The sequence below is a fragment of the Paenibacillus castaneae genome (assembly GCF_002884445.1).
Lineage (GTDB): Bacteria > Bacillota > Bacilli > Paenibacillales > Paenibacillaceae > Pristimantibacillus > Pristimantibacillus castaneae.
On record NZ_KZ614144.1, the window covers coordinates 394,805 to 419,903 of the forward strand.

The window sequence follows — 25,099 nt, forward strand, 5'->3', positions numbered from 1 at the left end:
GACTACTACAGAAAATAGAAGCGGATCGTTAAGATCCACTCCAATCCTGCCTTAGAGTAAAGAGCTCCTTCAGCGCTTCTGTAGACAATTCGGTAATCCAGCCTTCGGAGCTGGAGATGACATTCTCGCTTAGCTGATACTTATTATCCAGCATCTCATCGATGCGCTCCTCCAGTGTGCCCAGCGCAATGAATTTATGCACCTGCACGTCCCGGGTTTGACCCATACGGTAGGCCCGGTCCGTTGCTTGATTCTCAACAGCCGGATTCCACCACCGATCGAAATGGAATACATGGTTGGCAGCCGTTAGGTTAAGACCGACACCGCCCGCCTTAATTGATAGTATGAACACGTTAGGCTGTTCTTCCGGCGGCAGCGTGCTTCCTTGGAACTGCTCGATCATGCGGTCGCGAGCTAATTTGGTTGTGCTTCCGTTTAAGTAGAGAATAGGCTCCTGCAGCTCCTGCTGAAGCACCTGCTGCAGCAGCTGTCCCATGCCGATATATTGGGTGAATATTAGACAGCGTTCCCCCTCATCCCGCAGCTCCTTGACCATGGCAAGGAGCCGCTCCAGTTTAGAGGAGCGTTCGATTAATAATTCAGCCTCTGCGCCACCATCCGCGGCAGCGGATATATCGGGAATAGGCTCCTTCGTCAGCAGCATCGGATGGTCACAAATCTGCTTGAGCTGCGTAATGGCGGACAGAATGGCGCCTTTGCGCTCGATGCCCTCCAGCTTTTGCATACGGTCCATAAGCTGATTAACGGTTTGATTGTAAAGAACGCCTTGTTCCGCAGTGAGATGTAAATACGTTTTCATCTCATTCTTCTCCGGCAGGTCGAGCTGGATGGAGGGATCCTTTTTCTTCCGCCGCAGCATAAACGGTTTAACGAGCTTCTGCAAATCTGCCGTTCGCTTGGCATCATGCTCCTTCTCAATCGCTTGACTAAATCGCTTCTGGAAGCCATGCGAGCTGCCTAGAAAACCCGGATTTATGAAATCATAAATCGACCAAAGCTCAGATAGCCGATTCTCGATTGGCGTCCCTGTAAGTGCAATGCGATGCCTTGCTGAGAAGCTGCGAACAGCTGTAGATTGTTTAGTTCCGGCATTTTTGATGTTTTGCGCTTCGTCCAGGCAAATAGTTGCCCAGGTAAACTGTTTGAGCAGATCTTGATCCAGTGTTGAGGTTGCATAGGAAGTGAGAATGACATCGGCCTCCATCACTTCACGACGAAATTCCTTCTCCTGGGGCCGCTTGCTGCCATAGTGAAGCATGACCTTCAGCGACGGAGCAAAGCGGCCTATTTCCTTCTGCCAGTTGCCGAGAACTGAGGTTGGACAAATGATGAGCGCAGGAGCGCCATCTCTCTCCTTTGTCGTCGTTTCCTTCAGATGGAGCAGATAGGAAATGAGCTGTACGGTTTTTCCAAGCCCCATATCATCCGCGAGACAAGCGCCTAGCCCGAATTGTCTTAGAAATACAAGCCAAGCATACCCTCTTTGCTGATAATCGCGCAGCTCGGCTCGCAGCCCCGCTGGAATTGCAATTGCGGGCCACTCATTCTGCTGGCCAAGCTGGCTTATGAGCTGATTGAGATGCGCATTCAGCTCAACCTCAAGCTGGATGCGCGTCTCCTGTTCAAGAGCTTGTTCAGACGCTTCGCTCTCGGAGCTGTCATTGCCGCCAAGCAAATGCAGCTGAAGCACATCCTGAAAGGATAATCCTTGCGAGCTGTCTACACTCTGCATTACATTGCGAATTTGTTTCAGCAAGGCAGGGTCAAGCGTGATCCATTTCCCCCGAAAGCGGACCAGCCGTTCATTGCGGGCTGCCAGCTCGTTAAACTCCTCCTCAGTCAGGTCGGTCTCGCCTATGGAGATGCGCCAATCAAAGTCAATGAGCGAATCAAGCCCAAATAAGGATTCGCCTTTGCCTCCGTTCCCTGAGCTTACCTTGGCCCGAAGACGAGGCTTCTTCCGGCTGGCTGCCTCCCACCAGGCTGGGAGAAGCAATTGCCAGCCGGCTTCTAGCAATCGATGGCTGTATTCGGTTAAGAATTGCCAAGCCGCCTCATTGGCCATTGGGGCATTCAGGACATCCTCGCGGCTGCCGGACAGCCGTTCCTTAGGCAGTAGATGCTTCAAGCGGTCAAGCCAGCCTGCGGAGCGATCGCGTACAGCAAATGACCAGTCCGAAGGCCAAGAACCGAAGGCTTCGCCTTCTTCGGAGAGACGCACCGATACAACGGCTGCCTGATCAAGCTTATCCTGCAAAATAAGCTTAAGCTGCCAAGAGTTCTCGGTATCCTCGGGCTCCAGCAATTGCAGAGCAGGCCGGAAAGCAGCTAGATCTGCTTTCCAGCCGATTGCAATAAGCCATTCCTGCTCATTCAGGCCGGCGATAGACGCGTGGTCTTTGGCGAACAGCAGCGGGTATTCCCTTCTTAAATCCGCGGCGCCTGTTTCTGTTCCGTAATGGCGTTGAAATACGGCAGCGGAGAATGCAGCCTGCAGTCCAGCTTGAAAGCTTGGATTTGTTTCGGAATCGACCTGCATCGCTTGCCAATTCTCACGATGCGCTGCCTCGTCCCATATCCATTGCAGCTTGCCATTGTTGGATTGAAAAGCTGCGAAGCTTGGCAAATATTTTTTGGCCTCTATGTCTTCCGCTAGGAAAGGAGCAAGCTGAAGCAGCAGCTTCGCCTCTTCCCCCCAAGACCATTCAATATGCTCCAGCCACTTCCTTTCCGCAAAGTAGGGAATGACCTCTTCGGCTGGAAGCAGAATAACTTCCATCTCCTGAGCCTGCTGAACCTCCAGCTCAGTTCCGTAAATGGAAGGCGCATGCCAAGCGAACAAGCTGTGCTTTAAGCTAAGACCAGAGCATTCCTCGCCTGCGCTGTTAAATCCATATAGAAGAGCATCGCCGTAATTAGTCAGGTTAACATGGACTTTAATCGATTTAGTAAACTTGCTCATGGTATTAATTTTCCTTTCCTTAGCTCTTCCTGAAGTGCGCGCAGCCGGCTGTGGCGTGAGGCGAAGGCGGTAATGAAAACGTCCCATTGCTCGTCATTTTTTAATTTCTTATATAGCTTGGCCAATCGCTTAAGCAGCTTGGCAGCTGTTTTATAACCGGAACGGTTTTTGAGCAGCACATACTTCTCGACTGACTGATGATAGAAGGGAAGCAGAGCCTCCGGCGCATTTTTCTCAATAGGAGCCAAGACGGTGACACGATAATCGAGCGGCTCTCGTCCGGTGCTGAGCTGGTAATCGATCCACTGCTTCCAATGCCCATTTTGGAGAAGCATGTCCTCGTAAATGGATCTTGAGTAAGGCAGCATGCTGATGAGCAGATCCCACATATGCTGCTCTGCGGATGGGAGGTGCTGCGCAGCTTCATTCCAGCAGCGGAAATACATGCCTAACGTTTCCGAGCGCTGCCTCTCCAGCAGCGAAGCAGTCTGAGTGAGCCAATCGAGCAGCCGCTGCCATTCTTCTGCATCGGACAGATCATAGAAGAATTGAAGCAGATGAACCGGCTTGAAGCTTTTATTTTTGCTCAATTCCGTAACATATTCCAAAGCTTGTTGATCCCGTGACAGGTAGAAGTTCATCTTGCTCTCAGCAAGGAGCCAATTGTAGCGTGATAGCGAATCGCCTAACGCCTCTTGTGCGGCATGCAGATGCTCCAGTTCTTCTATATATAGGCTGGAATCATGGCGGTAAGGGCGAATCACATTTTTCCATAGCAAGATATACGGCATGGTGAAATAGAACTGAGCTCCTGAATGAGTCAGCATTTGTTGGCGAAGGTAAGAGAGTGTTTCGAATAGGTACTGCCATAGCTCGGGGTCAGCAGCCTCGGTCATAGCCGACCCATTCTCGAATAAGATTGTCATTTCCTCTTGTACTTCGGTAATAGCGGCATCGGTGTGGTATCCAATAAAGGTTCCGTGCTGGAAGGCATGCTTCGTCAGCCTCTCCAGTATGAACAAATATGCATGAAGCTTAAATAGCGGCTTCATCGCAGGAGCAAGAGACGGCTGCAATGGATTGATAGTCGCAAGCGCAAGCTCTACATATTCGACGTTTCGAGTGCGGTTGTCTAGGGACGCGGTACTGAGCGCAAACCGCTCATGCCAATTCGTTATCATAATTCATTTGTCTCCCGAACGAGTAAGTGTTGGATTGTATATCGTGATTATATCATGTCTGAAAAACACATATCGAAATTCGGGATGTGACTGCCATGCATGCGAGAAAAAAGAGACCTCTAGGGTCTCTTTTCTTGTCTTGCATGGATGCAGTCAGTCATGGCCTAGCTGCAGCAGATTAGCAGCTATATGCTTTCCGTGACCTGTTTTTCTCGTTTTATATACTGGGCTGAGACGTAGTGTACTGCTCGATAGGCGATTTCAGCAATTAGAATGCCGCCAAATACGTCCAAAATGGAATGCTGCTTGATGAATACGGTAGATGCGATGATAAGCCACAGCAAAATTTTGAAGAAGATGCGCAAATACGAGGGAAGTACAACGTCGCGCTTTAAGATCATCAATAATAAATAGCTCGTCAAGCAATGAATGCTTGGAAAGCAATTGTAGGGAGCATCGGATTGATAGATGAAATTGACAAGATAACCGGCTATATCCGTGCTCTCGACGATTGGCCTCGGTACATAAGTAGCAAAGAACCAAAAGCAAAGATTGCATGCCATGACGGCCGAATTATACATAATGAGTGTTCGGAAATAAACGCGGCGATTGACGATCGCTAGATATAGAAAACTAATATAAAGGAGCGGCATCCAGCTTATATAAGGAAATATAAACCAACGAATAAACGGAATTTGAGTATCAAGCCAATAATAGTTGTGAAATACATCGGGTCCAATGCTTTTGCCGATCCAAACGTAGATCAATCCTTGAATAGGTATGGATAGAATGCCTAATACATGTATCCATTTCTTTAAAAATACGTTCATTCGCACCCCTCTTTTTATATGTTTGAATATGGGTATATCGTAATCTTTATTAGCTTACAATTCAATCTATTTGTCTTATCCTCGAAAAGGAAGGTTTAGCCATGCTAAAACGGATTATGTTGACGTGTTGTCGGTAATCTCTAAAAACATATATGAATCAGCAACTCGGGTTATTCAATCCTCTTTTCAGTAGCTCTAGCGTTTTGCACGGAGTTAACGGACATCAGATCCGTTATATCAGAATTCAAAGGGGTTTTGATCGTTTCACGGACATGAGAGCCGTTATATGAGACAAAACAACTGATAATCTCTGCTTTTATTGCAAATAGCGGAACTGATGTCCGTAACTATCATAATTGGCGACGAATTCAGCAAATAGAGGCTTCTATGTCCGTAACCCAAATGGAGGAAGGGACAGCGTTTCCCCGCAGTTGCTCCAATCGATGAGTTGAAGGTGAACGCAAGCGAGGATGCGATTCCTACCCTTGTTAGAATCATTGAAGCCCGAGAGATTAAATGTAAATTCGTAAAGTGACGTTTGTAAAAACTTAATATTAAGCTAATAATGCCAAAATACTTGTCCTTATAATTAGGAAGGAACGCGAAGCCTACGTTCTTGTTACCTTCCCCCCTGCCAACAGCACCACATTTCCTCTTGCAAACAGTAAGCCTTCAGTGTGTGAAGAAAAGGACTGACTAGAGAAAAGAACAGGCACATTACATTTACACGTTGGTACTTTTTCCAGCATCATACCCGGCAGCACAAGCAGATTTATCCCTTGAATACGCTAATTTGTTAAATAAGCCGACCTTCTGTGCAGGCACTATCGGGTAGAAAGTGCGTGGATTCAGTATGACCGATTAGAGTAGAAGGGAGAGGCAGCATCTTGTTGCAAATGAAGGGGGAAGACCGTTCAGAAGCAATTAGTCAGTCTTTGGTGTGAATAAAACTAGAAAAACGAATATATCGATAGGAGCAGTGCTTATATGCTTAGTTTTACGAGAAAAAATAAGAAGTGGATTAGCTTAGCAATGGCGGTCGTCATGATTCTGTCAGTGCTTTTACCCGTTCCACGGGTGACTTATGCGGATACGTCGAGTTTATTGGCTAAATGGGATAATTTCAGTGCTACAAACCTATATGCTAACGACGGTAATGATGCCAATAAGGGTAAAGCAGCAACAGCCATATCTGCAGTTGGTTTGGCTAAAGCCGGGTATTCGTATTCTGGTACAGGTTTAACCAATCCTGCTATCAGCGCTAACAATTGGTTACCTGGAACGTCTTATTGGGTCGTAAACTTTTCTACAAAAGGGTACTCCGATATTAAACTATCATCTATGCAAGCTGGCTCTCCAACGGGACCCAAAAGCTTTAATGTTCAATACAGCTTGGATAATAGCGTTTGGAGCCAAATAGATTCATATAATGTTGGATCAACGAGTGCTACTCCTGTTGATTATGTTACGGGTACGTTGAGCAACATTAGTTTGCCTGCTGCGGTCAATGATCAGTCATCGGTCTTTATTAGATGGGTTGTTGATGCTGATTCCAAAACGGTTGGTGACGCTGTGATACCTGCAGCCGGTACTGGTTCGGGCACAAACAGAATAGCTAACATTTCTGTTACAGGCACGCCTTTGCCATCTGGTCCTGTTAGTGTAACAGGTGTAACGCTGGATAAGACTGCACTCCACGTATCTGTAGGTGGAACGGCTGCGCTAGTTGCACAAGTACTGCCAGCAAACGCAACGAACTCATCCGTCACATGGACTTCGAGCGACTCATCGGTTGCGACAGTCGTTAACGGCACGGTGTCGGCGATAAATGAAGGTACGGCGACGATTACCGCTGTAACGGTGGATGGATCATTCCAAGCGACTGCAACAGTTAATGTAAGTTCAGGACCGATTAGTGTAACTGGCGTAACGCTAAACAAGAGCAGTCTGGATCTAACGGCAGGTGGCACCGATCAGTTGACTGCAATCGTACAGCCTGTAACAGCAACGAATCCATCCGTTACTTGGAATTCGGACAACGAGAATGTTGCGTTGGTGGATGCGAACGGTAAAATTACAGCGAAGGGTGCAGGAACAGCAAAGATTACGGCAACGACTTTGGATGGAGGATTCACTTCATCTGCAGTGGTGAACGTAACTCTTTCCAAAACCGTCGATCCGGTTGTATCCAAAATTACTTTTCCTAGCTTAACAAATGTTACAGGTGCGGCAAGCTCTGTGGCAGGAGGTTCGCTCGTTACTTTGTATTTCCTTGATCAAACAGTAGCGGGAACAACAGTTGCTGCTGCGGACGGTTCTTTTAATCTTCTGTTCAGCAATCCATCTTCCAAAACGGAATTTACCATTGCTGCTCAAGAAGATGAGAAAGGCGTAAGTAATAAAGTTGCTCTTACGTATTCGGCATATTTTAACCCTGGAGATGTAGTCATTAGCCAGTTCTATCCCAATGGGGGCAATTCAGGGGCGTTTTATAAAACCAAATTTATAGAATTATATAACCGCTCTAATCAAGATATTAACTTCAATAATAACTGGTCTTTACAATACATTGCTTCAACGGGTACTACCCCGAGTGCGAGCAACTCTGTTTTGTTATCGGGGACCATTAAAGCGCACAGCTATTATTTAGTAACGGGCAAGCCAGGTACGACTGGACTTGATCTTCCCATTGCTGGAGATCAAACGGCTTCCATTTCTCCTAGTGCATCGATAGGAGGAGTACTCGCTCTTTCTCAAAAAAGTGGAAACATCACTGGAGCGGCGGATTCCAATATTGTCGATTTGCTTGCATATGGCAATGGCAGTGATGGCGGTTACCCAGTAGCCAATCAAATTCAGCATCATAAGATAGATACGACAACGGTTTGGGGCAAGCCGTTTTTTGACTCGTCGTATATCGGTGCTGGCACTATTGTTCGCAAAACAAATGAAGGCTCTGATCCGAGAGCTGCTTTCGGTTTGGGGAACGGTTGGTTTACCCCAAATAACGCTAGCGATTTTGTGTTGAACAGACCAAGCAATAACAGCAATCCTGCTGAAATCGTCATTAGAAATTCAACCTATATGGAAGCTCCTAATGCAGCGAAGATTACATTCTCGGAAACAGGAGGCAACGCGACCGTTACAGGTGCGGCAGGCTCTGTTCCGGCATCTTCTACTGTCCATATGTATGTGGTTAACAGTGGAGTTATCACATTGGCGGGGCAAACGCCTGCTGCTGCCGATGGAACGTTCTCGTTTTCGTTCAGCGATGCCAACCATAATCAATCGGTTTATGTGACGCATACTGACGCTTCGCAACAAAAGAGCGGCTATGCCCGAATCGATTCGGCTTCGTACAGCAAGCCACAGATTATGAACATTGGCGATTTGCATGTCAATGACATGAATGGAATTCCAATGAATTTAAGCTATTCAGCTACGATTCAAGGTGTCGTCACATCCGACAACGGATCGATTGGAAACGGGCAGACAAGCTTCTATATGCAGGACAGTACGGGAGGAATTGAAGTTATTGGCGGCACTTCTCCATCTGCGGCGATAGCAGTTGGAAATAAAGTGACTATTTCCGGCAAGGTGGTTTACACGGCGGGGATGACTCAATTTGTAGCTGCGACAATAACCGATTCCGTGCCAGACACTGCGCCTGCTGCAGCTTCAATTACATTAGATAAATTGAGCAATTTTACAGCAGCTGAAGCGTTGGAGGGAAAACTTGTTTCGGTAAGAGGTAAGGTGACCAATATTCCTTCTGCGGGTCCTGACTACAATGTGACGATTACCGATGAGTTGGGCAATATAGCTATCGTGAAAATATTGTCAGCTTCCGGTATCGATGTGAACAGTGTAATTTCCTTAGGCGATACGTATTCCTTTACGGGGATATTGGGTCAATTCCAATTAGTGTCACCGTATACGAGCGGGTATTATATAAAGCCGAGAAAGGCTTCTGATATCAAAGGGGATTTATATTTAAATCACGCTCCTTTGACAAAGGCTTATACCGGTTTAGATATTCCGGTCAAAGCCATAGTCAAATATGCGGATTCCGTCACTCTTTATTATAAGAATGAGGGTGACGCTTCTTTTGCTTCAATCTCAATGGCGGCAGCTGACAGTGTCAACTACAACGTCAAAATACCCAAAGAAAATGTGAAGGCAACGAAGATTTTATATTATATCGTGGCTCAAAGCGCAGGCCAGCCGTCACAATCTTCAGGAGACGCGAATACACCGAATAGCGTGGATATGGTAACAGATACAGATGGACCGGCGTTTTTGAATCAGCTTCCTGATATGATGGACGTCGTTGAATCTTTCCATCCGGTCATTTCCGTCGATTTGGATGACCCTAACGGTGTGGACGTGTCATCGCTCAGCATTGCCATCGATGGCCATGATTTCACGTCGAAAGCGGTTATGTCAGAACTCCAAATTAAGCTGTCCTTGAGTTCGAATGACGATTTAACAATCGGTACGCATACCGTTACTGTAGCGGCCAAAGATAAGCTGGGCAATTCTTCAACACATTCTTGGACCTTCCAGATTGCTCCGAGGTTTACAGGCGGTAATCATTATAGAGGAACGACGCATAATCATACGCAAATATCACATGATGCTAAAGGCAATCCTGAGCAAGCTTTGCTAGCGGCTCAAGCCTATGGCTACGACTATTTTGCTTTTTCTGATCACTCGCATGATATTGATGCCAGCCTAGTAGGCAAAGACACTGTCGATCACAATGGAATGCCGCAGCGCACCGGAGGATCGGATTGGAAGCTGACTAAGGATTTGGCAAAGGGGTATACGAAGGACGGGGAATTTGTCGTATTCCCGGCGTTTGAAATGACTTCGACGACGTGGGGACACTCCAATGTGTTCGGAACAACCGACTTTATTGACCGCGTACAAGATGGTGGGAAATATCAGAACCTGCAAAATTACTATGCATGGACACTGACCTACGATAATATTGTGGCGCAGTTCAATCACCCTGCGATGTCTTCGAATGCGTTCGACAATTTTATTCCTTACGATAAAAATGTCGACAAGCTCTTCACGATGCTTGAGGTAGGAAACGGGTCTGGAAATTATTCCTATGTCAATGTAGAAAATAAGTTCTTCAGCGCCCTCGATTTGGGCTGGCATATAGCGCCGACATACGGCGAAGACAACCACGATGCGACATGGGGACAGACGAAGAAGCGTACGGTCATCGTCGCTAACGACCTATCCCAAGAGTCTTTGCTTGATGCCATGAAGAAAATGCACGTTTATTTCAGTGAGGATCCGAATTTCCAGCTGGATGTGCTGGCTAATGGATATTATATGGGGGCTACGGTAGATTCCAAGGCGCTGGGTTTTAATGTAACAGGCAGCGACCCTGTATCTGAAAGTTCCTCCGACCCGAAATATAAATATTTGGATAAACCATCGAACGATAATATAGCTAAGGTAGAGCTTATTACCAACGGCGGCAGAGTTATTGATAGCTATACTCCGGCTTCGGACTCTACATCTTTTAATTGGAAGCCATCCGTCAATGTCGTGGGCGGACAGCAATGGTTTGTTATTCGCGTTACCCAAAAGGATGGCGACAAAATATACTCAGCGCCAATCTGGTCGCCAGCTGATCCGATGTCAGTCAAAGTAAACGATTTGACCATCGCTGAAGGAGCTGCCATCTCCGGGATTCCGGTCACTCTTAAAGCAGGAATCTCGAATCTGGGTACAATCAACCTGACTAACCTTAAAGCCCTTTTCTATTACGACAGCATAGATTCGGCGCATTTCATTGGAGATGCCGTGATCGAATCACTCGCATCGAATAAGAATGCGTATGCCAGCGTTAATTGGACGAGTCCAGTTGCTGGGGATCATAAATTGATAGTCGTTCTTTCGGCAGGGGACGGAAATGATCTAGGAGATAATAAATACGAGCAAGCGATTATCGTGAAAGCGCCGCTAGGCGTCAAAGTCATGATAGATGCTACGCATAATAACGAGAATACAACGAGCGATACGGGGACGTATGCGAACAACCTTACAAACTTAACGCTCAATTTGAAACAGCAAGGGTATACAGTTTCCGAGAATAAAGACGCCCTAACGGATCAACTCTTAAGCGATGTTGGCGTATTGATGGTGACTCATCCTAGCAGTGCTTATAGTGCAGGGGAGATTGCCGTATTGAAGAAATTTGTCAACCGCGGCGGATCATTATTATTGACCGAAAAGAGTAATTTTGGAGGAACGCAGCAAAACTTGAATAGCCTGTTAACGGGTATCGGTTCAAGTATTTTGGTTAATAACGACGGAGTGTTCGATGAAACGGCAAGCGGTAATTTCTGGTCAACACCGTTAACTTCGAATTTCTCAGTAAGGCTTCATTTAGCTCCAGTGAGTAATGGATTAACAGATTTCGTGTCTTTATTGGATTTCTACAGCGGATCAAGTCTTGCGGGGAACGACGGTGCCGGGAACAAAATTCCGCTGACTAATAGCGGTACGGTTACCATTCTAGCTAGCGGCAACGAATCCACGTTCCAGGACTCGCCACAAGTGAAGGCTGATACGGTGAAGTACAATGTACAAACAGCTAACGGAAAAAGCGGTCCTGCTTTAACCGACGTTACCGGCGGAGCAGTTATTCCGTTAGTAGCTTCGGAGCAGCTTGGAAGCGGGCGTATATTCGTCGCCGGAATGAATGTTTTTAACGATAAGCAAATGACACAAAACGACGGACCAACGAACAACGTTCCGTTCGGGTTAAACGTAATAAATTGGCTGTCTCATCTCGAATCGAAGGTCACATCGATCGGCGATGTACGTTTGCTTCCAGAGGAAACGAATGTTGTTGTTCAAGGCAAGGTGACAACAACCGCATTCTATGATTCGGTTTATGTTCAAGACGAAACTGGCGGTATCGTAGCATTCGGCGAAGTGCCAGATGGATCGCTTCAGCTTGGTGATACAGTTCGTGTGTACGGCCGGATCGGTTCATTCGAGAATGATAAAGAACTTATTTTTGATCGATTTGCCAATAGTGTTGTGAAAATAAGCTCCGGACCTGCAGTTCAACCTAAATCGGTTAGCACGGCTGATTCTGTATCGGAGGCTTACCAGGGCCAATTGGTTCAAGTTAAGGGTAAGGTTACTTCCATTCCGAATGAAAGTACCTATGTCATTAACGATGGTTCAGGTGATGTGAAAGTCTTTATTGATGGTTACATCAGTAACAAAACCGGGGCTCCCGTTCAGATTGGAGTCGGGGATACCATTGTTGCGACAGGCCTCAGCGGTAAATATTCTTTAGGCAACCGAATTCGCGTTCGTGATACCAAGGAATTGTTAAAAGTTACAGGAACTGATCCTACTGATCCTATAACTCCTGTATCTGGCGTGACGCTGGATAAAGCTAGCCTGGATTTAACAGTAGGCGGAACAAGCAGGCTTAATGCAACTGTAGAGCCTGTCAACGCAACGAACCAAACGGTAACATGGACATCTAGCAACGCGCTTGTCGCAATAGTAGATGCGAACGGTTTGGTCACAGCTGTCTCGTCAGGGATGGCTACCATTACGGCAACAACGCTAGAAGGCAGTTTCATAGCAGAAAGTACCGTCAAAGTGACTGCAGATGATTCCTCCAACGGAAACGGCGGAAATGGCAACACTGGCAGCGGTGATAACAGCGACACGAATACTGGAAGTCAATCAGCCATAATAACGCCTGACAAGCTCTCTAACAACGAAGGCGGTAAAACAACTGTCGTGGTTCCGGCCAATACGTTGGAAGTGGTACTTCCTTGGAATACGGCTGATTTGATCAAGCAAAACGATCTACTGATCAAATCGGATAAGATTACAATGATCATTCCGTCAGATTTGATTAGGCAGCTCTCCGGCAAGCTTTCTGCGGAGGAACAGAAAGAGAGCACTATTTCACTCAAGTTAAGTCCGTTGAGTGATACGGATGCGAGAAATATCATTGCCAAAAGCAGTCAGGCCGTTCATGCCGATCTTAAGCTTGGAGGGGATGTATACGACTTGCATCTTTCCATGACAACTGCAAATGGCAAATCTGTAGCACTGTCGAAGTTCGACAAACCGATCACCATTCAGTTGAAAGTGGATTCCGCGATGAATTCGAAATGGACAGGCATCTACTATATTTCTGATAATGGCACGCTCGAATATGTCGGAGGAAAATATGTAGACGGTTATATGATTGCTGAGATCAGCCACTTCAGTAAGTATGCCGTGATTGAAGTGTCGAAGACATTTATCGATGTTCCGGCCAGTCATTGGGCAGCAAATGTGATTAAAGAACTGGCTGCAAAACAAATTGTGAGCGGCACAAGCGATACGACGTACGAACCAAATCGTAACGTAACACGTGCTGAGTTCACTACATTGTTAGTCAGAGCGCTGAAGCTTACGGAAAAAGCTGATGTTTCGTTCGCCGATGTGAAGTCCAGCGATTGGTATGCTGAAGCGATTGCCATTGCTGTGAAAGCAGGAATTACGCAAGGTAAAAGCGCTGTGCTGTTTGATGCGAATGCACGAATTACACGCGAAGAAATGGTCACCATGCTGATGCGGGCGCACGCATATGTGAACGGTAAGCAATCCGTTCATACAGACATGAAATTTGCGGATGCATCTCAAATTTCTTCGTGGGCAGTCGAATCTGTCAAATCGGCAGCGGCGCTTCAATTGATTCAAGGACGCGGGGCGGGCAAATTTGATCCGAAAGGGATCACAACCCGTGCTGAAGCAGCTCAAGTTATTTACAATCTATTAAATAAATAATCAACATAGAAACACAGAATAGATAATAGGATGCCGTTCTTAGGAAAGGCATCCCTGTTATCTTTACAGGGAGGAAAACATGTTTCAGTTTCCTAGAGCACTCCGGTTTACTATATGTATAATGTCAGCCCTGTTATTTGTTTTCTTTCCATTCGTTCGGCAAGTCGATGCTCATGCATACAGTGCCAGCTATACGACGCTCAATCTGACCAAATCGAGTACAGAAATGGCCTATTCGTTAGACGAATTGTCCGTTATTGAACTGGTCGGCGGTGATATAAACGAGAATGGCATGCTAGAAGAGGAAGAATTTGCTGCGGTGAAGGATCAGCTTCTATCGTTGCTGCAGCAAAATATTACGATGAAAATAGGCAATGTGCCTGAAGACTGGACCCATGTGGAAAGCATTAATCTTACCCGGCAAGGGGATGAAACCAAGGTGGTTATAAAGATCTCGTTTCCACCAGTACCCCCCTCTCAGCCCATTTCTTTAACGGATCAACTGTACATCAATAATACGGCCACAGCCAACTACGTCGATCTCCTGACGATTAATTATGGAAAACAAAAGAGCACATCAGCCCTATCAGGAAAAAGCCGGGTATGGGCCATGCAGATGACGGATGATGAATACGCCGATTTGCATCAGGATGCAGAGTCGCTGCAGCTAAATTCGGATAGTGAGCAAGCAGCAGAACAACCAAATGCTGTTACGGAGCAATCGAATACCCATTCAGGCTGGTTCTCGTTTTTTAAACTAGGAATACAACATATTCTATCCGGCTATGATCACCTTTTGTTTCTATTCTCACTTTTGATTGCCAGACAAACATTTAAACAGTATGCAACGATGATCACTGCGTTTACGATCGCCCACAGTATTACTTTAACATTGACGGTGCTTGGATGGATTGATGTGCCTGCCGAACTAGTTGAGCCTGCCATAGCGCTTAGCATTTGTTTTGTTGCCATTGACAATATGGTTCGCGATCGCGTCAATTACCGCTGGGTGCTTACCTTTTTGTTCGGTTTGGTGCATGGTATGGGCTTTGCCGACATTTTGAAAGAAATGGATATCCCACGGAACGAACTTGCAGTTAATTTGATTAGCTTTAACCTCGGCATTGAAACAGTTCAAGTGATCATGATAGCAGTCCTTCTCCCACTGCTTGCACTTTTACACCGCTGGAAATATGCGAAGCGCGCAGTGTATGTGAGTTCTTCTGTGGCACTTGTGCTAGGCGGAGTCTGGCTCGTGCAGCGTATATGGTTTAACTAAATAGAAGCAAGAGGAGATTACCATGCGAAATGCGGCAGCACATAAAGGATCATTCAAATGGAACAGCCATTTGCTTGCAGCTTCTTCTTTGGCTTTTATTATCGTTTTATATTTTTTCTCTACTCAAGCACCCGGAATGATCGTAAACAATCCCAAACTGCAGCTATTCAAAATGATGTTTATCAGCATCATTATCGAAGCGATGCCTTTTATTCTGATCGGGGTTGTCATATCAGCGCTGCTGGAAGTATTCGTTTCGGAGCAGACGATCAAAAGAATGATTCCGAGCAATCCAATACTGGGAATTATTACGGCTAGTATACTTGGCATTATTTTTCCGATATGCGAATGCGGGATGGTTCCGGCTATTCGCAGACTAATTCAAAAAGGTATGCCTTTGTATGTGGCTACGACATTTATAGTAGTTGGACCGATATTGAATCCAATTGTATTCTGGTCAACGTTCACAGCTTTTCGCAACAAGCCGGAAATTGTTTATTCGCGTATGGGATTAGCCTTTTTGATAGCTCTTATCCTAGGTCTCATCGTGTATCGGTTTGTAAAGACGGATCAATTAAGGGTAAGAGAAGCTGCTCAGCAGCCTTTGCAGCATAAGCATTCACATCATCACGATCACCATCACGATCACGAACACGAACACGCCTCGGAGCATCGCCCTAGGTCGAATAAACTGGTCGAAGTGATGAGTCATTCGATAAGCGAATTTTTTGAAATGGGCAAGTTTTTAATTTTCGGTGCGCTATTAGTTGGATTGCTTCAAACGTTCATATCCAAAGACAGCTTAGTTGCGCTGGGACAAGGTCAAGGAAGCGCGAATTTACTAATGATGGGGCTCGGATTTATCCTTTCTCTTTGCTCGACGTCGGATGCATTTGTGGCACAATCATTTATTACGACATTTTCGAAGGGATCACTTGTCGCATTTATGGTGCTTGGCCCTATGTTGAATTTGAAAGGAATCTTAATGATGCTGGCTGTTTTCAAAACACGCTACGTCGTATTGTACAGCTCGCTCGTTATCGTTCTTGTATATGCAGGCACGTTGATTCTAGATAAATTCCTATTGCATTAAGAGAGGAAATAACAGATATGGGAAACAATCGCGTTTCTATTGTGCATCACTTGTTGAAATTGGTCATTTTGCTAGGTTTCACGGGATATCTGGTTTATCTGGCGCTAACAGGGGAAATCCTCCTCTTTATTGCTCCTCATCTTGTGAAATATGTGGAAATAGCTGCAGCTGGATTATTCTTGTTTTGTATATTTCAGCTTTATTTTTCGATTCGTTCGCTTAAGCAGCCTGATGCTGCTCACGATTGTGATCATGGTCATTGCCATCATCATGATTTAGAACATGGACATAGCCATGAGCCCTCACGGTCGCTATGGAAAAATGTCATGATCTACGGATTGTTTATTTTGCCGTTATTATTCGGATTATTTCTGCCAAACCAAGCTTTCGCAGGCTCACTGGCCAGAAACAAAGGAATGAATGTAGGAGGGGAAGCCGTTACGAGCGATGGAGTGCCATTGGATTTGGCACAGCTGGTCGGAAATGAAGACGCTGCGATAAAACAATTGTTCCGTTCAGATAAATACAATCGGGACTATGCCAAATTAGGCATGCTTCTATATCAGCAGGATTTAATAGAAATGAAGGATGAATGGTTCATTGAGAAGCTGCAGGCTCTTCATTCATTCGCAGATCAATTTGAAGGCAAGCAAATAAAAATAAAAGGTTTCATTTATCGAGAGAACGAATTGTCAGAAAATCAGTTTATTATAGGCAGAATGGCCATGACCCATTGTATAGCGGATATTTCGCCATACGGAATTGTTACCGAAAGTCCCGATGCAAGCAGCTATGCCAATGACACATGGGTAACCATTACGGGAACCATTGAAAAAACGACCTATCATAATCAGACAGTCATTAAAATCATTGTTGAAAACGTAGAACCTGCAACTGCACCGGTTATCCCGTACGTTTATCCAGATTGGGGCTTCGCCCAAAAACTGCAATAAGATCGACACATAAACGAGCAAAGATGGGATGGTGTTTGTAATGTTGCTTAATATAGGCAGTTTCATATTGATTATTCTGACTACAGGCTATCATGTTTACAATGCGTTTCATAGAAAAGCAATGCTCACAAGAGCTGCTGGAATGGCAGCAGCTTCTGCCTTTGCCGGTGTATCCAGCTTTGCATTTGGCGCTGTCTTGGCGCAATCATTCGATTTCGATTTAAGCATATCCGTGGCATTTGCGATCTTATTCGCGATTGTCACAGGGTTGGCAGGCGGTTTTCCTTTCGGAAGGAAGTCGGCTATCCATGCAGCATTGTCCGGATCACTTGGCGCAATGCTTGGAACGGTGTTGAGCAGTTTGTTTTTCAAATCCAACATCGTAGTTATGGCTGCTGCTATCGTATTCATTCTAGGCTCTTTCCTTGTACAAAAAATAGGAGAAAAGCACTTAAACGCAAACAATCCAAACCATAAACCGGCGAAGCCGCCTCTGAAAAAGCCAGCTTATGCGAGTACGGTTATATTGGCAGTTGGTGTGGCGGTTTGTGCGGGGTACATTTTGCTGGAAAAAAACCAAATCCACATCGGCTCTATCGGCCAGCCGCAATCTCAGATCGCGACGATCGATGAAGAAAATGATTTGCAAGTAGCGATGATTGAAGTTTCCGCTTCCGGAATTACGCCTGGAATTACCGAGTTTAAAGCGGCTGCTATGATTAAAGCGATTATTAATGTGAAGGCGAATGCGGGGAACGACTTAAAGATTGTTTCTAGTGATTTGAATTTCAGCGCTGATTTAAAGCCGGGAGAAAACATCTTCTTATTGAATAACCCTCAGCCGGGAACTTACGTCATTGAAGTGCCGTCGAAAGCATATAAAGGCTCGTTTATAGTAAAAGAACAAAACTAGTATTAGGGACAAGTCATTCGATAAGCGGAGGATACGGGCGTATATTTCCGAATACAATAGGCTGTGTATATGACGTACAAGAATAGAGTGGTTTATCCAAGCTGAAGCCAAAATCGGCGGTTTTCCATGCGGTTTAACATTCGATATACTTAAATGGACCGAAGAAAACATAAGCTGGAGGGTGAATTTACTTGACTTACATGGACTTGCTGGATCGTCGGAACAACATTTTAAAGCGGAATATAGGGAATATGGTTATGAAAGATAACAGACGGGGATTGAGTACGCAGGAAAGCCATTTCTATCAGAATATGATTAAAGAATGGCATCAGAATGAGAACGAGTTAAATTCCGCTAGAAAACAGTCATAATCTATGTTTCTACTTCATAAACGGATTAAAGAGACCCCGCGAGGTCTCTTTTTTGTCTTCAAGATGGCATTATGACTCTAGAGATGGGCGCTGCTTGTCCTCTAATCGCTGTCTTTGCAGTAATATAGCTGCTGAAATTAACAGTATGCCATTAATAACGAATACCCAACGGATGGGAATAATTCCGCCCAGCACACCTCCAATAACGGGTGCGAGCATGGTGGCAAATTGTGTGGCTGATTGATTGAGGCTGAAAGCTCGTCCGCGGAAGTCAGACTCCGTGATCTTGACAATAGCGGCATTGACGGCTGGATAGACACCGGCGAAGAACAGGCCGTACATAAACCGAAGAACACCGAACTGCCCGTAGCTGCTTACAAAAAACTGGAGAATGTTCCCGATTCCTCCTCCAAGAAGCCCAATGAACAACACTTTGGAGAAGCCGATACGCTGACCGATCTTGCCCCATTGCGGGGCAGCTAATAATGTAGCGATGCCAACCGCCGAGAATACGATGCCTGATTTCAAGGATGCCTCGCTCTTAATCACGCCAAGCTGCAGCACATAGACGGTTAACAGCGGTTCAAGCAGCATGACGGAGAATGTGGCCAGGCCGGCGATGAGAAGCAGTGTTGCAAAGGTACGGTTTGCGAGCGCATGCTTCACATCCTCCTTAATCGAAGATCTTACGGATGAACGGTTGAATTTGGTCTCGTGAACGAATAGGGTAGCAATCAATGCAGCAACCAGCACAACGCAGCCAGAAAATACGAATGCCTCGCGATTGCCGATGAGATGACTGACAACCCCGCCGATGACAGGCCCGATAATGCCACCGGTTGCGCTGGCCGTAGCCATTATGCCAAGTGCATAACCTGATTTGTCCTCCGGCGTGTTGGTGGCAACGAGCGCGATCGCCGCAGGCACATAACCGGCTAATAGCCCCTGAAAAACACGCAGCACTAGAAATAGATAAGGATCATGAATAAAATAGGTTAAAAAATACATGACGGCTAAGCTGAAGCCAGAGCGAATAAGCATCGGCCTGCGGCCATACTTATCGGATAAGGAGCCCCAGAACGGCGCAATGAGCGCGCTCGCGAGAAACGTAATCCCAAATGAGATGCCGGACCATGTCTCCAGATGGTTGGTAATGCCAAGCTCTGTATTTAAGAACAGCGGAATAAAAGGGATAGAAATCGTATAAGCAGCGCTGCAAAAAAAGACGCCCGCCCATAAAACAAACAAGTTTCGTTTCCATGAAAACATCGTCAAGTATCACATCCTAAGGCTGCTAATGATCTTATTATTGTATACCTATTTGAAAATAAACACTATTGGACGGAATTATAGGTATAATTATAGATGAATAACTTTGGCATCAATAAATAAACGGAGGTTTCTTGTTATGTTGGCGGTGGAAAAAACGGTGAGTCTCACAATTGATGCGGGTCCAGCCGGAGATTTTATACAAAAAGTCGATTATTTAAATGAAAAAGGAATGACGGCTGTGTGGTTCTGCTTAGGCGAAGCGCTGGAAAGCGAAGCTGAGAAAGCGGTATACGCGGTTAAGCATGGCCATCAGATTGGAAATCGGGGCTATAAGGATGCAGATTTCTCTGAGCTGAGCTTAGATGAGGCAAGAGAGCAGATTGAGCTTGCGGACAGGCTTGTGGAGCAGATTTATCGGAGCGCGGCCGTTTCCAGACCTTCTAAGCTGTTTCGTTATCCTGAAATCGGGGATGAGATAAGCGATGAGCATCTTGCGGGCTTGCAGCTGGTTTTGGAAGAGCTGGGCTATGTGCAGGTTTCCAGCACGCTTGATACCTTTGATATAGGAATGAGCCTTGTTCCTGGTACTGTGAAGGATTTAGATTCATCCATCCAGGATGAGATCATCCAGATTCATGACTGGATTCCGACAGGCCCATTTAAGGCATTAATTGATAAATTGATCGAAGCAGGGTTTATTTGCAAGCTGCCTGCGTGAGCGCATATAACGATTATTCCGGCAATAAATGAGAAGAAACAACAAATGACGATGCGAGAATATTTCTTGCTCCGTCATTTTTTTGTTTGTATTCATATTGTAATTAAAGATGGAGCTTGCCAGCCTGGAGCCTATTACAGCGAGCAGCAGGCTTGAGCTGAACAAATGAATAAGCATAAGAAATAGATAAACGATAACTGCGGATAATAGCGAAGACGCGCTTAATTTCAGAAATGGAAAATAAACTCTTGTACAATCGGCTAACGGCCTGAAATGAGACGATTTATTATGGATATGAAGCTTGACTGAACGTTTACTGAAAGCGATGAAATGGCCGGAACGAGGGCAGGTTTTGAAGCGGTTTAATTGGTTTAATAAGAGTGTAACCGTCAAATTCTGTATTAGTTAAAAGCGTAAAGTTCGATAATAAGAGAGGGGATATCCCAGATGCGCTTTATTCCTGCTGCAAGAAGCAGTGCGTGGTGGCTGTTGGCCGGAGCATCATCCATATTGATCAGCGTGCTCATGTGGATTATTCGATTTGTTTTATTGCATCAACCTTTTACCGGTATGCATGCATTCCGGTTTATGATATTAGCGGTCGTATTGTCCTTTCTATTTGGATTTGCTGGCTGGATTGGCGCACAAAGATTATGGCTTTTATCGAATGCAGGCATCGTCATAGGGCTTATCCTCATGGCCTTCTATTCTCGCGATTTAACGGGATGGCAGGACTTGGTAAGCTTCTTTGTTTTTCTGGAGGCAGTCGCGTTAAGCTTCATTGTGGGCTCGATTGTGGAAGGGGCGTTTCTCATCTGGCGATTGGCAAGAAGGTAGTGAAAGAAGAGGCGAAGGGCGAGGCATAACAGAAGGATTAAAAGGGAAATATGAACGCAGAAGCAAGTAAGCAGAAAGAAGGTAATCTGAATGATGCAGGATAGCAAATTTGTGAAGGAAACGCGATGCTTTAAAATTTCTAGAGTATTTCCGACCGATGTCAACAATCATGATACCTTGTTTGGCGGCAAGCTGATGTCCTATATTGATGATATTGCGTCTATCTCAGCATCAAAATTATGTCGTGCGACAGCCGTTACCGCTTCTACGGATTCTGTGGACTTTTTATATCCGATTAGACCAACCGATTCCGTGTCGTTGGAGTCATTCGTAACCTGGACAGGCAAAAGCTCAATGGAGGTTTTTGTGAAGGTGGTAAGGGAGGATTTGAGAACGGGAGAAAGAAAAATTGCTGCAACCTCATTTCTTACATTCGTAGGCATGGATGAATCCAACCAGAAGGTGCCTGCTCCGCAAATTATTCCGGAGACAGAGGAAGAACAGAAATTATTCGAAACCGCCTCCATCAGGACGCATATGAGGAAGCATCGAAGAGAAGAAAGTAAGAAATTTGCCGATTTCTTATTAACCAAATATCCTTGGGAATAACGTGTATCATCCATTTAAATCAGCTTTAAGACTTGGTTTAAACTAGACTTAAGTCGATGTCGCTTGCTCTCTTTATCGTATATATTAACGAAAGGAGTTCATGGCATGACGCGGTCTATAGCCTTTTTTATATGTTTGATATATAGAAACAGCTGTCGCAGAAAGAATTCTGCGACAGCTGTTTTTTTTGAGCGTGATTCAATTATTTGGGTTGTGAGAAGTTTGGAAATCCTCATCCCATTTGTATTTTTCGTTATAAATTCGTTCTACTTCGTCAGCTAATTGTTCCCAGTTCCGATGGGGGCTGCTTTGAACCATTCGATATAGGCGCAGGAAACGCTCCTTCGGAAGCTTATGCGCGTAGCGTATAATGAGATAGGGATAAAGTGTAATATATCGCTTCATCCGAATAGCTGCTCCCGCAACGCCGATTAGAATGCTTTCGCCATGCTCCATTTGTAGAATCTGGCCTTCGTACATGAGCACGTAGCGGAACGCATCTTCTTTAATTAAATCTCTTCTAATCTTAGAGAGCTCGCCAATATAGTCTGCAAGGTCGGGATTGAAGTGATCCAGCAGCAGCGGTTTCAGCATCAAATCCATATCCTTGCGCAGAACGAAGGATTGCAGCAGCAGGATTTGCTCTAATCGAAGCTGGTCCGTCTGGACGAGTGCTCCGACTTCACGGAGCATCTCATAGGTTAGCGGCTTATTGCCGCTCTGAAATACCGCAATGGCAGCATCTCGGTCAGCCGTCAAGCCTGCAGCCAGCTTATTGGCTTCCTTGTGAAACAGCTTCTCGAGCAGCATGAGCTGTTCAGCGGGCGCCGACTTTCTCTGAACGATCCAAAGTACCGCAATAAGCACAATCCCTCCTGCTGCGCATAGGCCAAGCAGCATAGGCGATTGACTTAGGACAAGTCCAATGAGCAGGATGAGCATGGCGATAAGCCGAGCTTTCCACATGGAACGCCTCAGCATGGAGGCGGCTTTCCTATCGATGCTGATCAGTGCTTTTTTACCGCAAATCATACACTGTTTGTCCCCGAGGACGGTGAAATGATTGCAGCTGCGGCATATTTTAAGCTTCTTATAAGCATAGCGTGTTTTAATGAAGGGGCTGAGGTTGACCGGCAGCTTCTTATTCATTCACGTTCACGCTGACCGCTTTTCAGTATAGATCTTACGAGAATGTCCAGCTGCTCGGGGGAGGGGGCACGCTTCCGGCGGGAATAGTAATTAGCCGATTTAATAACGACAAAAAGAAACAAAAGTCCTAGGCAGACGTATGTAACCATGTTAGGTTCCTTTCTTACAGTAAAAGTGATTTATGGGAGTCTATCGAGTATACTTACTTTATAGTATAGCACCATAGCAGGAGCGGTGACTAACAGTGACTATTGGACTATTGCGGTTTATTTGTCAATCTTTTCGTAAAGGAGTATTACCATGATTTCAATAAAACGTTTCACCCGTTATCTCATGATAGCGGCAATCGTTCTGCTGCTGCCGTTCAGCCGTTTCACAACGGTCAATGCCGCGCAAAGCGGTTCTCAGATCGATGCGGTGCTCGTACTTGATGTGAGCAACTCCATGAGCTATAGTGATCCGAACAAAATAGGCAATGAAGCGATGAAGATGTTCATCGACATGCTGTCAACGCAGGGCGACCAAGTGGGAATTGTTGCCTATACGGATAGGATTGAGCGTGAGAAGGCGCTGCTCTCTATCAAATCAGCAGCGGATAAAGAAAATCTGAAAGCATTTATCGACCAGTTAAATCGCGGCGCCTATACAGATATAGCGGTCGGAGTGAAGGAAGCGGTACAAATATTGGCCGATGGAGCAGATCCTGCGCATGAGCCGATGATTATTCTGCTGGCCGACGGCAATAACGACTTTAATAAGAAATCAGGCAGAACGCAGGCCCAATCTGACGAGGAAATGGATAAGGCGCTTAAGGAAGCGAATGCCAGCGGCCTGCCAATTTATACGATTGGCCTCAATGCGGATGGTAAATTAAACAAGGAAGCACTTGCTAAGCTGTCGGAGCAAACGGGCGGCAAGTCGTTCTCAACGGATACAGCTGACGATCTGCCTCAAATATTAAGTGAAATCTTTGCCAGCCATCTGGATCTCAACGTTGTGCCGGTCGATTCCTTTACCGCTGACGGAAGCTATCAGAATGTGAAGATTTCCGTTCCTAACGCCAATGTGCTGGAAGCGAATATATCGATTATGTCATCCAAACCGGTAGAGGCGAAGCTGATTGATCCTTCTGGAAATGCGGTGGCCATTCCTTCAGACGGCGTTCTGCTGTCGAAGTCGAAGAGCTACTCCTTAATCAAGCTGCTCAAGCCTGCTGAAGGGGATTGGACCCTTCAGGTTAAAGGGGTCAATCGGGATAAAATCGATATTAATCTCATTTTCAACTATGATTTGAGCTTGGTGATGGACCCGCTTGCTGGAACGGCTTATTCAAAGGGCGATAAGGTGAATATCAGTTCTTACTTAATGAGCGGCGGACAAAAGTTGAAGGATAGCGAGCAGTATCGCAACATGAACGCCAGTTTACTCGTCAAGGATTTAGATTCGGGCAAAACGGAAGAAATAGAAATGAAAAATGCCGGCGATCATTTCGAAGGAACCTACCAAATCGCCGATCAGCATGAATATGAATTGAAAGTAAAGGCCGAGGAGAAAAGCTTCTTCCGCGAGACCGATGCGGTCACGATCAGCGCCAAGGGTGGTGGAGCGGGACAGACAACGCCTGTCCAGCCTGCTAAGGAGAAGAAGCCCTTCCCACTTGTACCCGTCATTGTAGGCGTGCTCGTTCTTGCTGCCTTGCTAGCGGCAGCTTACTACGTGCTGCGTATGCTCAAGCAAGCAAATCGCGGCTTTGTCGGTCAATTGGTTATTGAAATTCGGGATGAGAATACAGGGGACAAAACATCTCCGCAGTACAAGAAGCTAACCGCGTTCAAAGGAAAATTCAATCTTCATCAGCTGCTGCAGCTGGCGCCGGAATTGAAGGAAACAGACGCTATTATATTTAAACCGGGCAGCAATGATCGCATACTGCTCAAGAATGGCTCCGCAAGCACGATTGAAAAGTCGGGACGCGCTGTTGATGCAACCCGCGAGTACGAACTGAAAAGTGGAGATCGCATCACCGTTTCGTTACAGCAAATCGACAAAACGATATTAATAGAATATCTCGTTTAA

General features: G+C 45.7%; 14 protein-coding genes. 9 read left to right on the forward strand and 5 right to left on the reverse strand.

All coding sequences use genetic code 11. From position 1 onward, the window contains the following. Positions 1–28 precede the first annotated feature (28 nt). The 3 genes from CEF13_RS01710 to CEF13_RS01720 all read right to left on the reverse strand — a co-directional run bounded on the left by CEF13_RS01710 (position 29) and on the right by CEF13_RS01720 (position 4,994). Complete coding sequence (locus CEF13_RS01710; RefSeq protein WP_102709131.1) at positions 29–2,983, reverse strand: DEAD/DEAH box helicase; 2,955 nt, start codon at positions 2,981–2,983, stop codon at positions 29–31. Further along, positions 2,980–4,164, reverse strand: a complete 1,185-nt coding sequence (locus CEF13_RS01715; protein WP_102709132.1) for a hypothetical protein — start codon at positions 4,162–4,164, stop codon at positions 2,980–2,982. Before CEF13_RS01715 ends, CEF13_RS01710 begins: the two co-directional genes overlap by 4 nt. A 185-nt stretch (positions 4,165–4,349) precedes the next feature. Beyond that, positions 4,350–4,994, reverse strand: coding sequence for a phosphatase PAP2 family protein (locus tag CEF13_RS01720; RefSeq protein WP_102709133.1), 645 nt, complete (start codon positions 4,992–4,994; stop codon positions 4,350–4,352). Positions 4,995–5,981: 987 nt separating this feature from the next. Between CEF13_RS01720 and CEF13_RS01725 the strand changes: the two genes are divergently transcribed. The 5 genes from CEF13_RS01725 (at position 5,982) to CEF13_RS01745 (ending at position 18,067) form a co-directional block, all read left to right on the forward strand. Further along, entirely contained in the window at positions 5,982–13,829 is a 7,848-nt protein-coding gene (locus CEF13_RS01725; protein WP_102709134.1) for an Ig-like domain-containing protein, read from the forward strand. 79 nt (positions 13,830–13,908) lie between these two features. Beyond that, positions 13,909–15,108, forward strand: a complete 1,200-nt coding sequence (locus CEF13_RS01730) for a HupE/UreJ family protein (RefSeq protein ID WP_102709135.1) — start codon at positions 13,909–13,911, stop codon at positions 15,106–15,108. 22 nt (positions 15,109–15,130) lie between these two features. Then, complete coding sequence (locus CEF13_RS01735) at positions 15,131–16,201, forward strand: permease (RefSeq protein WP_102709136.1); 1,071 nt, start codon at positions 15,131–15,133, stop codon at positions 16,199–16,201. Between the two features lie 17 nt (positions 16,202–16,218). Next, on the forward strand, positions 16,219–17,154 hold the full coding sequence (locus CEF13_RS01740; protein ID WP_102709137.1) for a TIGR03943 family putative permease subunit: 936 nt from the start codon (positions 16,219–16,221) through the stop codon (positions 17,152–17,154). A 40-nt stretch (positions 17,155–17,194) separates the two neighbouring features. After that, positions 17,195–18,067 carry a hypothetical protein gene (locus tag CEF13_RS01745; protein ID WP_102709138.1) on the forward strand — a complete coding sequence of 291 codons (873 nt, stop codon included), beginning with the start codon at positions 17,195–17,197 and terminating at the stop codon, positions 18,065–18,067. Between the two features lie 440 nt (positions 18,068–18,507). On the opposite strand, the gene CEF13_RS01755 is transcribed toward CEF13_RS01745, so the two are convergent. Next, entirely contained in the window at positions 18,508–19,707 is a 1,200-nt protein-coding gene (locus CEF13_RS01755) for an MFS transporter (protein ID WP_102709140.1), read from the reverse strand. 139 nt (positions 19,708–19,846) lie between these two features. Here CEF13_RS01755 and CEF13_RS01760 point away from each other — a divergent pair, with 139 nt between their 5' ends. From CEF13_RS01760 to CEF13_RS01770, 3 genes are all read left to right on the forward strand, one after another. Continuing rightward, positions 19,847–20,428 (forward strand): polysaccharide deacetylase family protein, encoded by a 582-nt coding sequence (locus tag CEF13_RS01760; protein ID WP_102709141.1) that lies wholly within the window; start codon positions 19,847–19,849, stop codon positions 20,426–20,428. Positions 20,429–20,875: 447 nt separating this feature from the next. Then, the gene (locus CEF13_RS01765) at positions 20,876–21,265 is read left to right on the forward strand and encodes a hypothetical protein (protein WP_102709142.1); all 390 of its coding nucleotides are present in this window, start codon (positions 20,876–20,878) and stop codon (positions 21,263–21,265) included. Positions 21,266–21,355: 90 nt separating this feature from the next. Then, entirely contained in the window at positions 21,356–21,874 is a 519-nt protein-coding gene (locus CEF13_RS01770) for an acyl-CoA thioesterase (RefSeq protein WP_244917033.1), read from the forward strand. A gap of 198 nt (positions 21,875–22,072) precedes the next feature. Here the strand turns inward: CEF13_RS01770 and CEF13_RS01775 are convergent, their stop codons facing one another. Continuing rightward, positions 22,073–23,023, reverse strand: a complete 951-nt coding sequence (locus CEF13_RS01775) for a hypothetical protein (RefSeq protein WP_166742879.1) — start codon at positions 23,021–23,023, stop codon at positions 22,073–22,075. A 300-nt stretch (positions 23,024–23,323) separates the two neighbouring features. Between CEF13_RS01775 and CEF13_RS01780 the strand changes: the two genes are divergently transcribed. Continuing rightward, entirely contained in the window at positions 23,324–25,099 is a 1,776-nt protein-coding gene (locus CEF13_RS01780; protein ID WP_208414620.1) for a vWA domain-containing protein, read from the forward strand.

Bases quoted from the DNA above. Each gene is read 5' to 3' on its own strand.
- CEF13_RS01710 (WP_102709131.1), bottom strand. From the start codon at position 2,983: ATGAGCAAGTTTACTAAATCGATTAAAGTCCATGTTAACCTGACTAAT.
- CEF13_RS01715 (WP_102709132.1), bottom strand. From the start codon at position 4,164: ATGATAACGAATTGGCATGAGCGGTTTGCGCTCAGTACCGCGTCCCTA.
- CEF13_RS01720 (WP_102709133.1), bottom strand. From the start codon at position 4,994: ATGAACGTATTTTTAAAGAAATGGATACATGTATTAGGCATTCTATCC.
- CEF13_RS01725 (WP_102709134.1), top strand. From the start codon at position 5,982: ATGCTTAGTTTTACGAGAAAAAATAAGAAGTGGATTAGCTTAGCAATG.
- CEF13_RS01730 (WP_102709135.1), top strand. From the start codon at position 13,909: ATGTTTCAGTTTCCTAGAGCACTCCGGTTTACTATATGTATAATGTCA.
- CEF13_RS01735 (WP_102709136.1), top strand. From the start codon at position 15,131: ATGCGAAATGCGGCAGCACATAAAGGATCATTCAAATGGAACAGCCAT.
- CEF13_RS01740 (WP_102709137.1), top strand. From the start codon at position 16,219: ATGGGAAACAATCGCGTTTCTATTGTGCATCACTTGTTGAAATTGGTC.
- CEF13_RS01745 (WP_102709138.1), top strand. From the start codon at position 17,195: ATGTTGCTTAATATAGGCAGTTTCATATTGATTATTCTGACTACAGGC.
- CEF13_RS01755 (WP_102709140.1), bottom strand. From the start codon at position 19,707: ATGTTTTCATGGAAACGAAACTTGTTTGTTTTATGGGCGGGCGTCTTT.
- CEF13_RS01760 (WP_102709141.1), top strand. From the start codon at position 19,847: ATGTTGGCGGTGGAAAAAACGGTGAGTCTCACAATTGATGCGGGTCCA.
- CEF13_RS01765 (WP_102709142.1), top strand. From the start codon at position 20,876: ATGCGCTTTATTCCTGCTGCAAGAAGCAGTGCGTGGTGGCTGTTGGCC.
- CEF13_RS01770 (WP_244917033.1), top strand. From the start codon at position 21,356: ATGATGCAGGATAGCAAATTTGTGAAGGAAACGCGATGCTTTAAAATT.
- CEF13_RS01775 (WP_166742879.1), bottom strand. From the start codon at position 23,023: ATGAATAAGAAGCTGCCGGTCAACCTCAGCCCCTTCATTAAAACACGC.
- CEF13_RS01780 (WP_208414620.1), top strand. From the start codon at position 23,324: ATGATTTCAATAAAACGTTTCACCCGTTATCTCATGATAGCGGCAATC.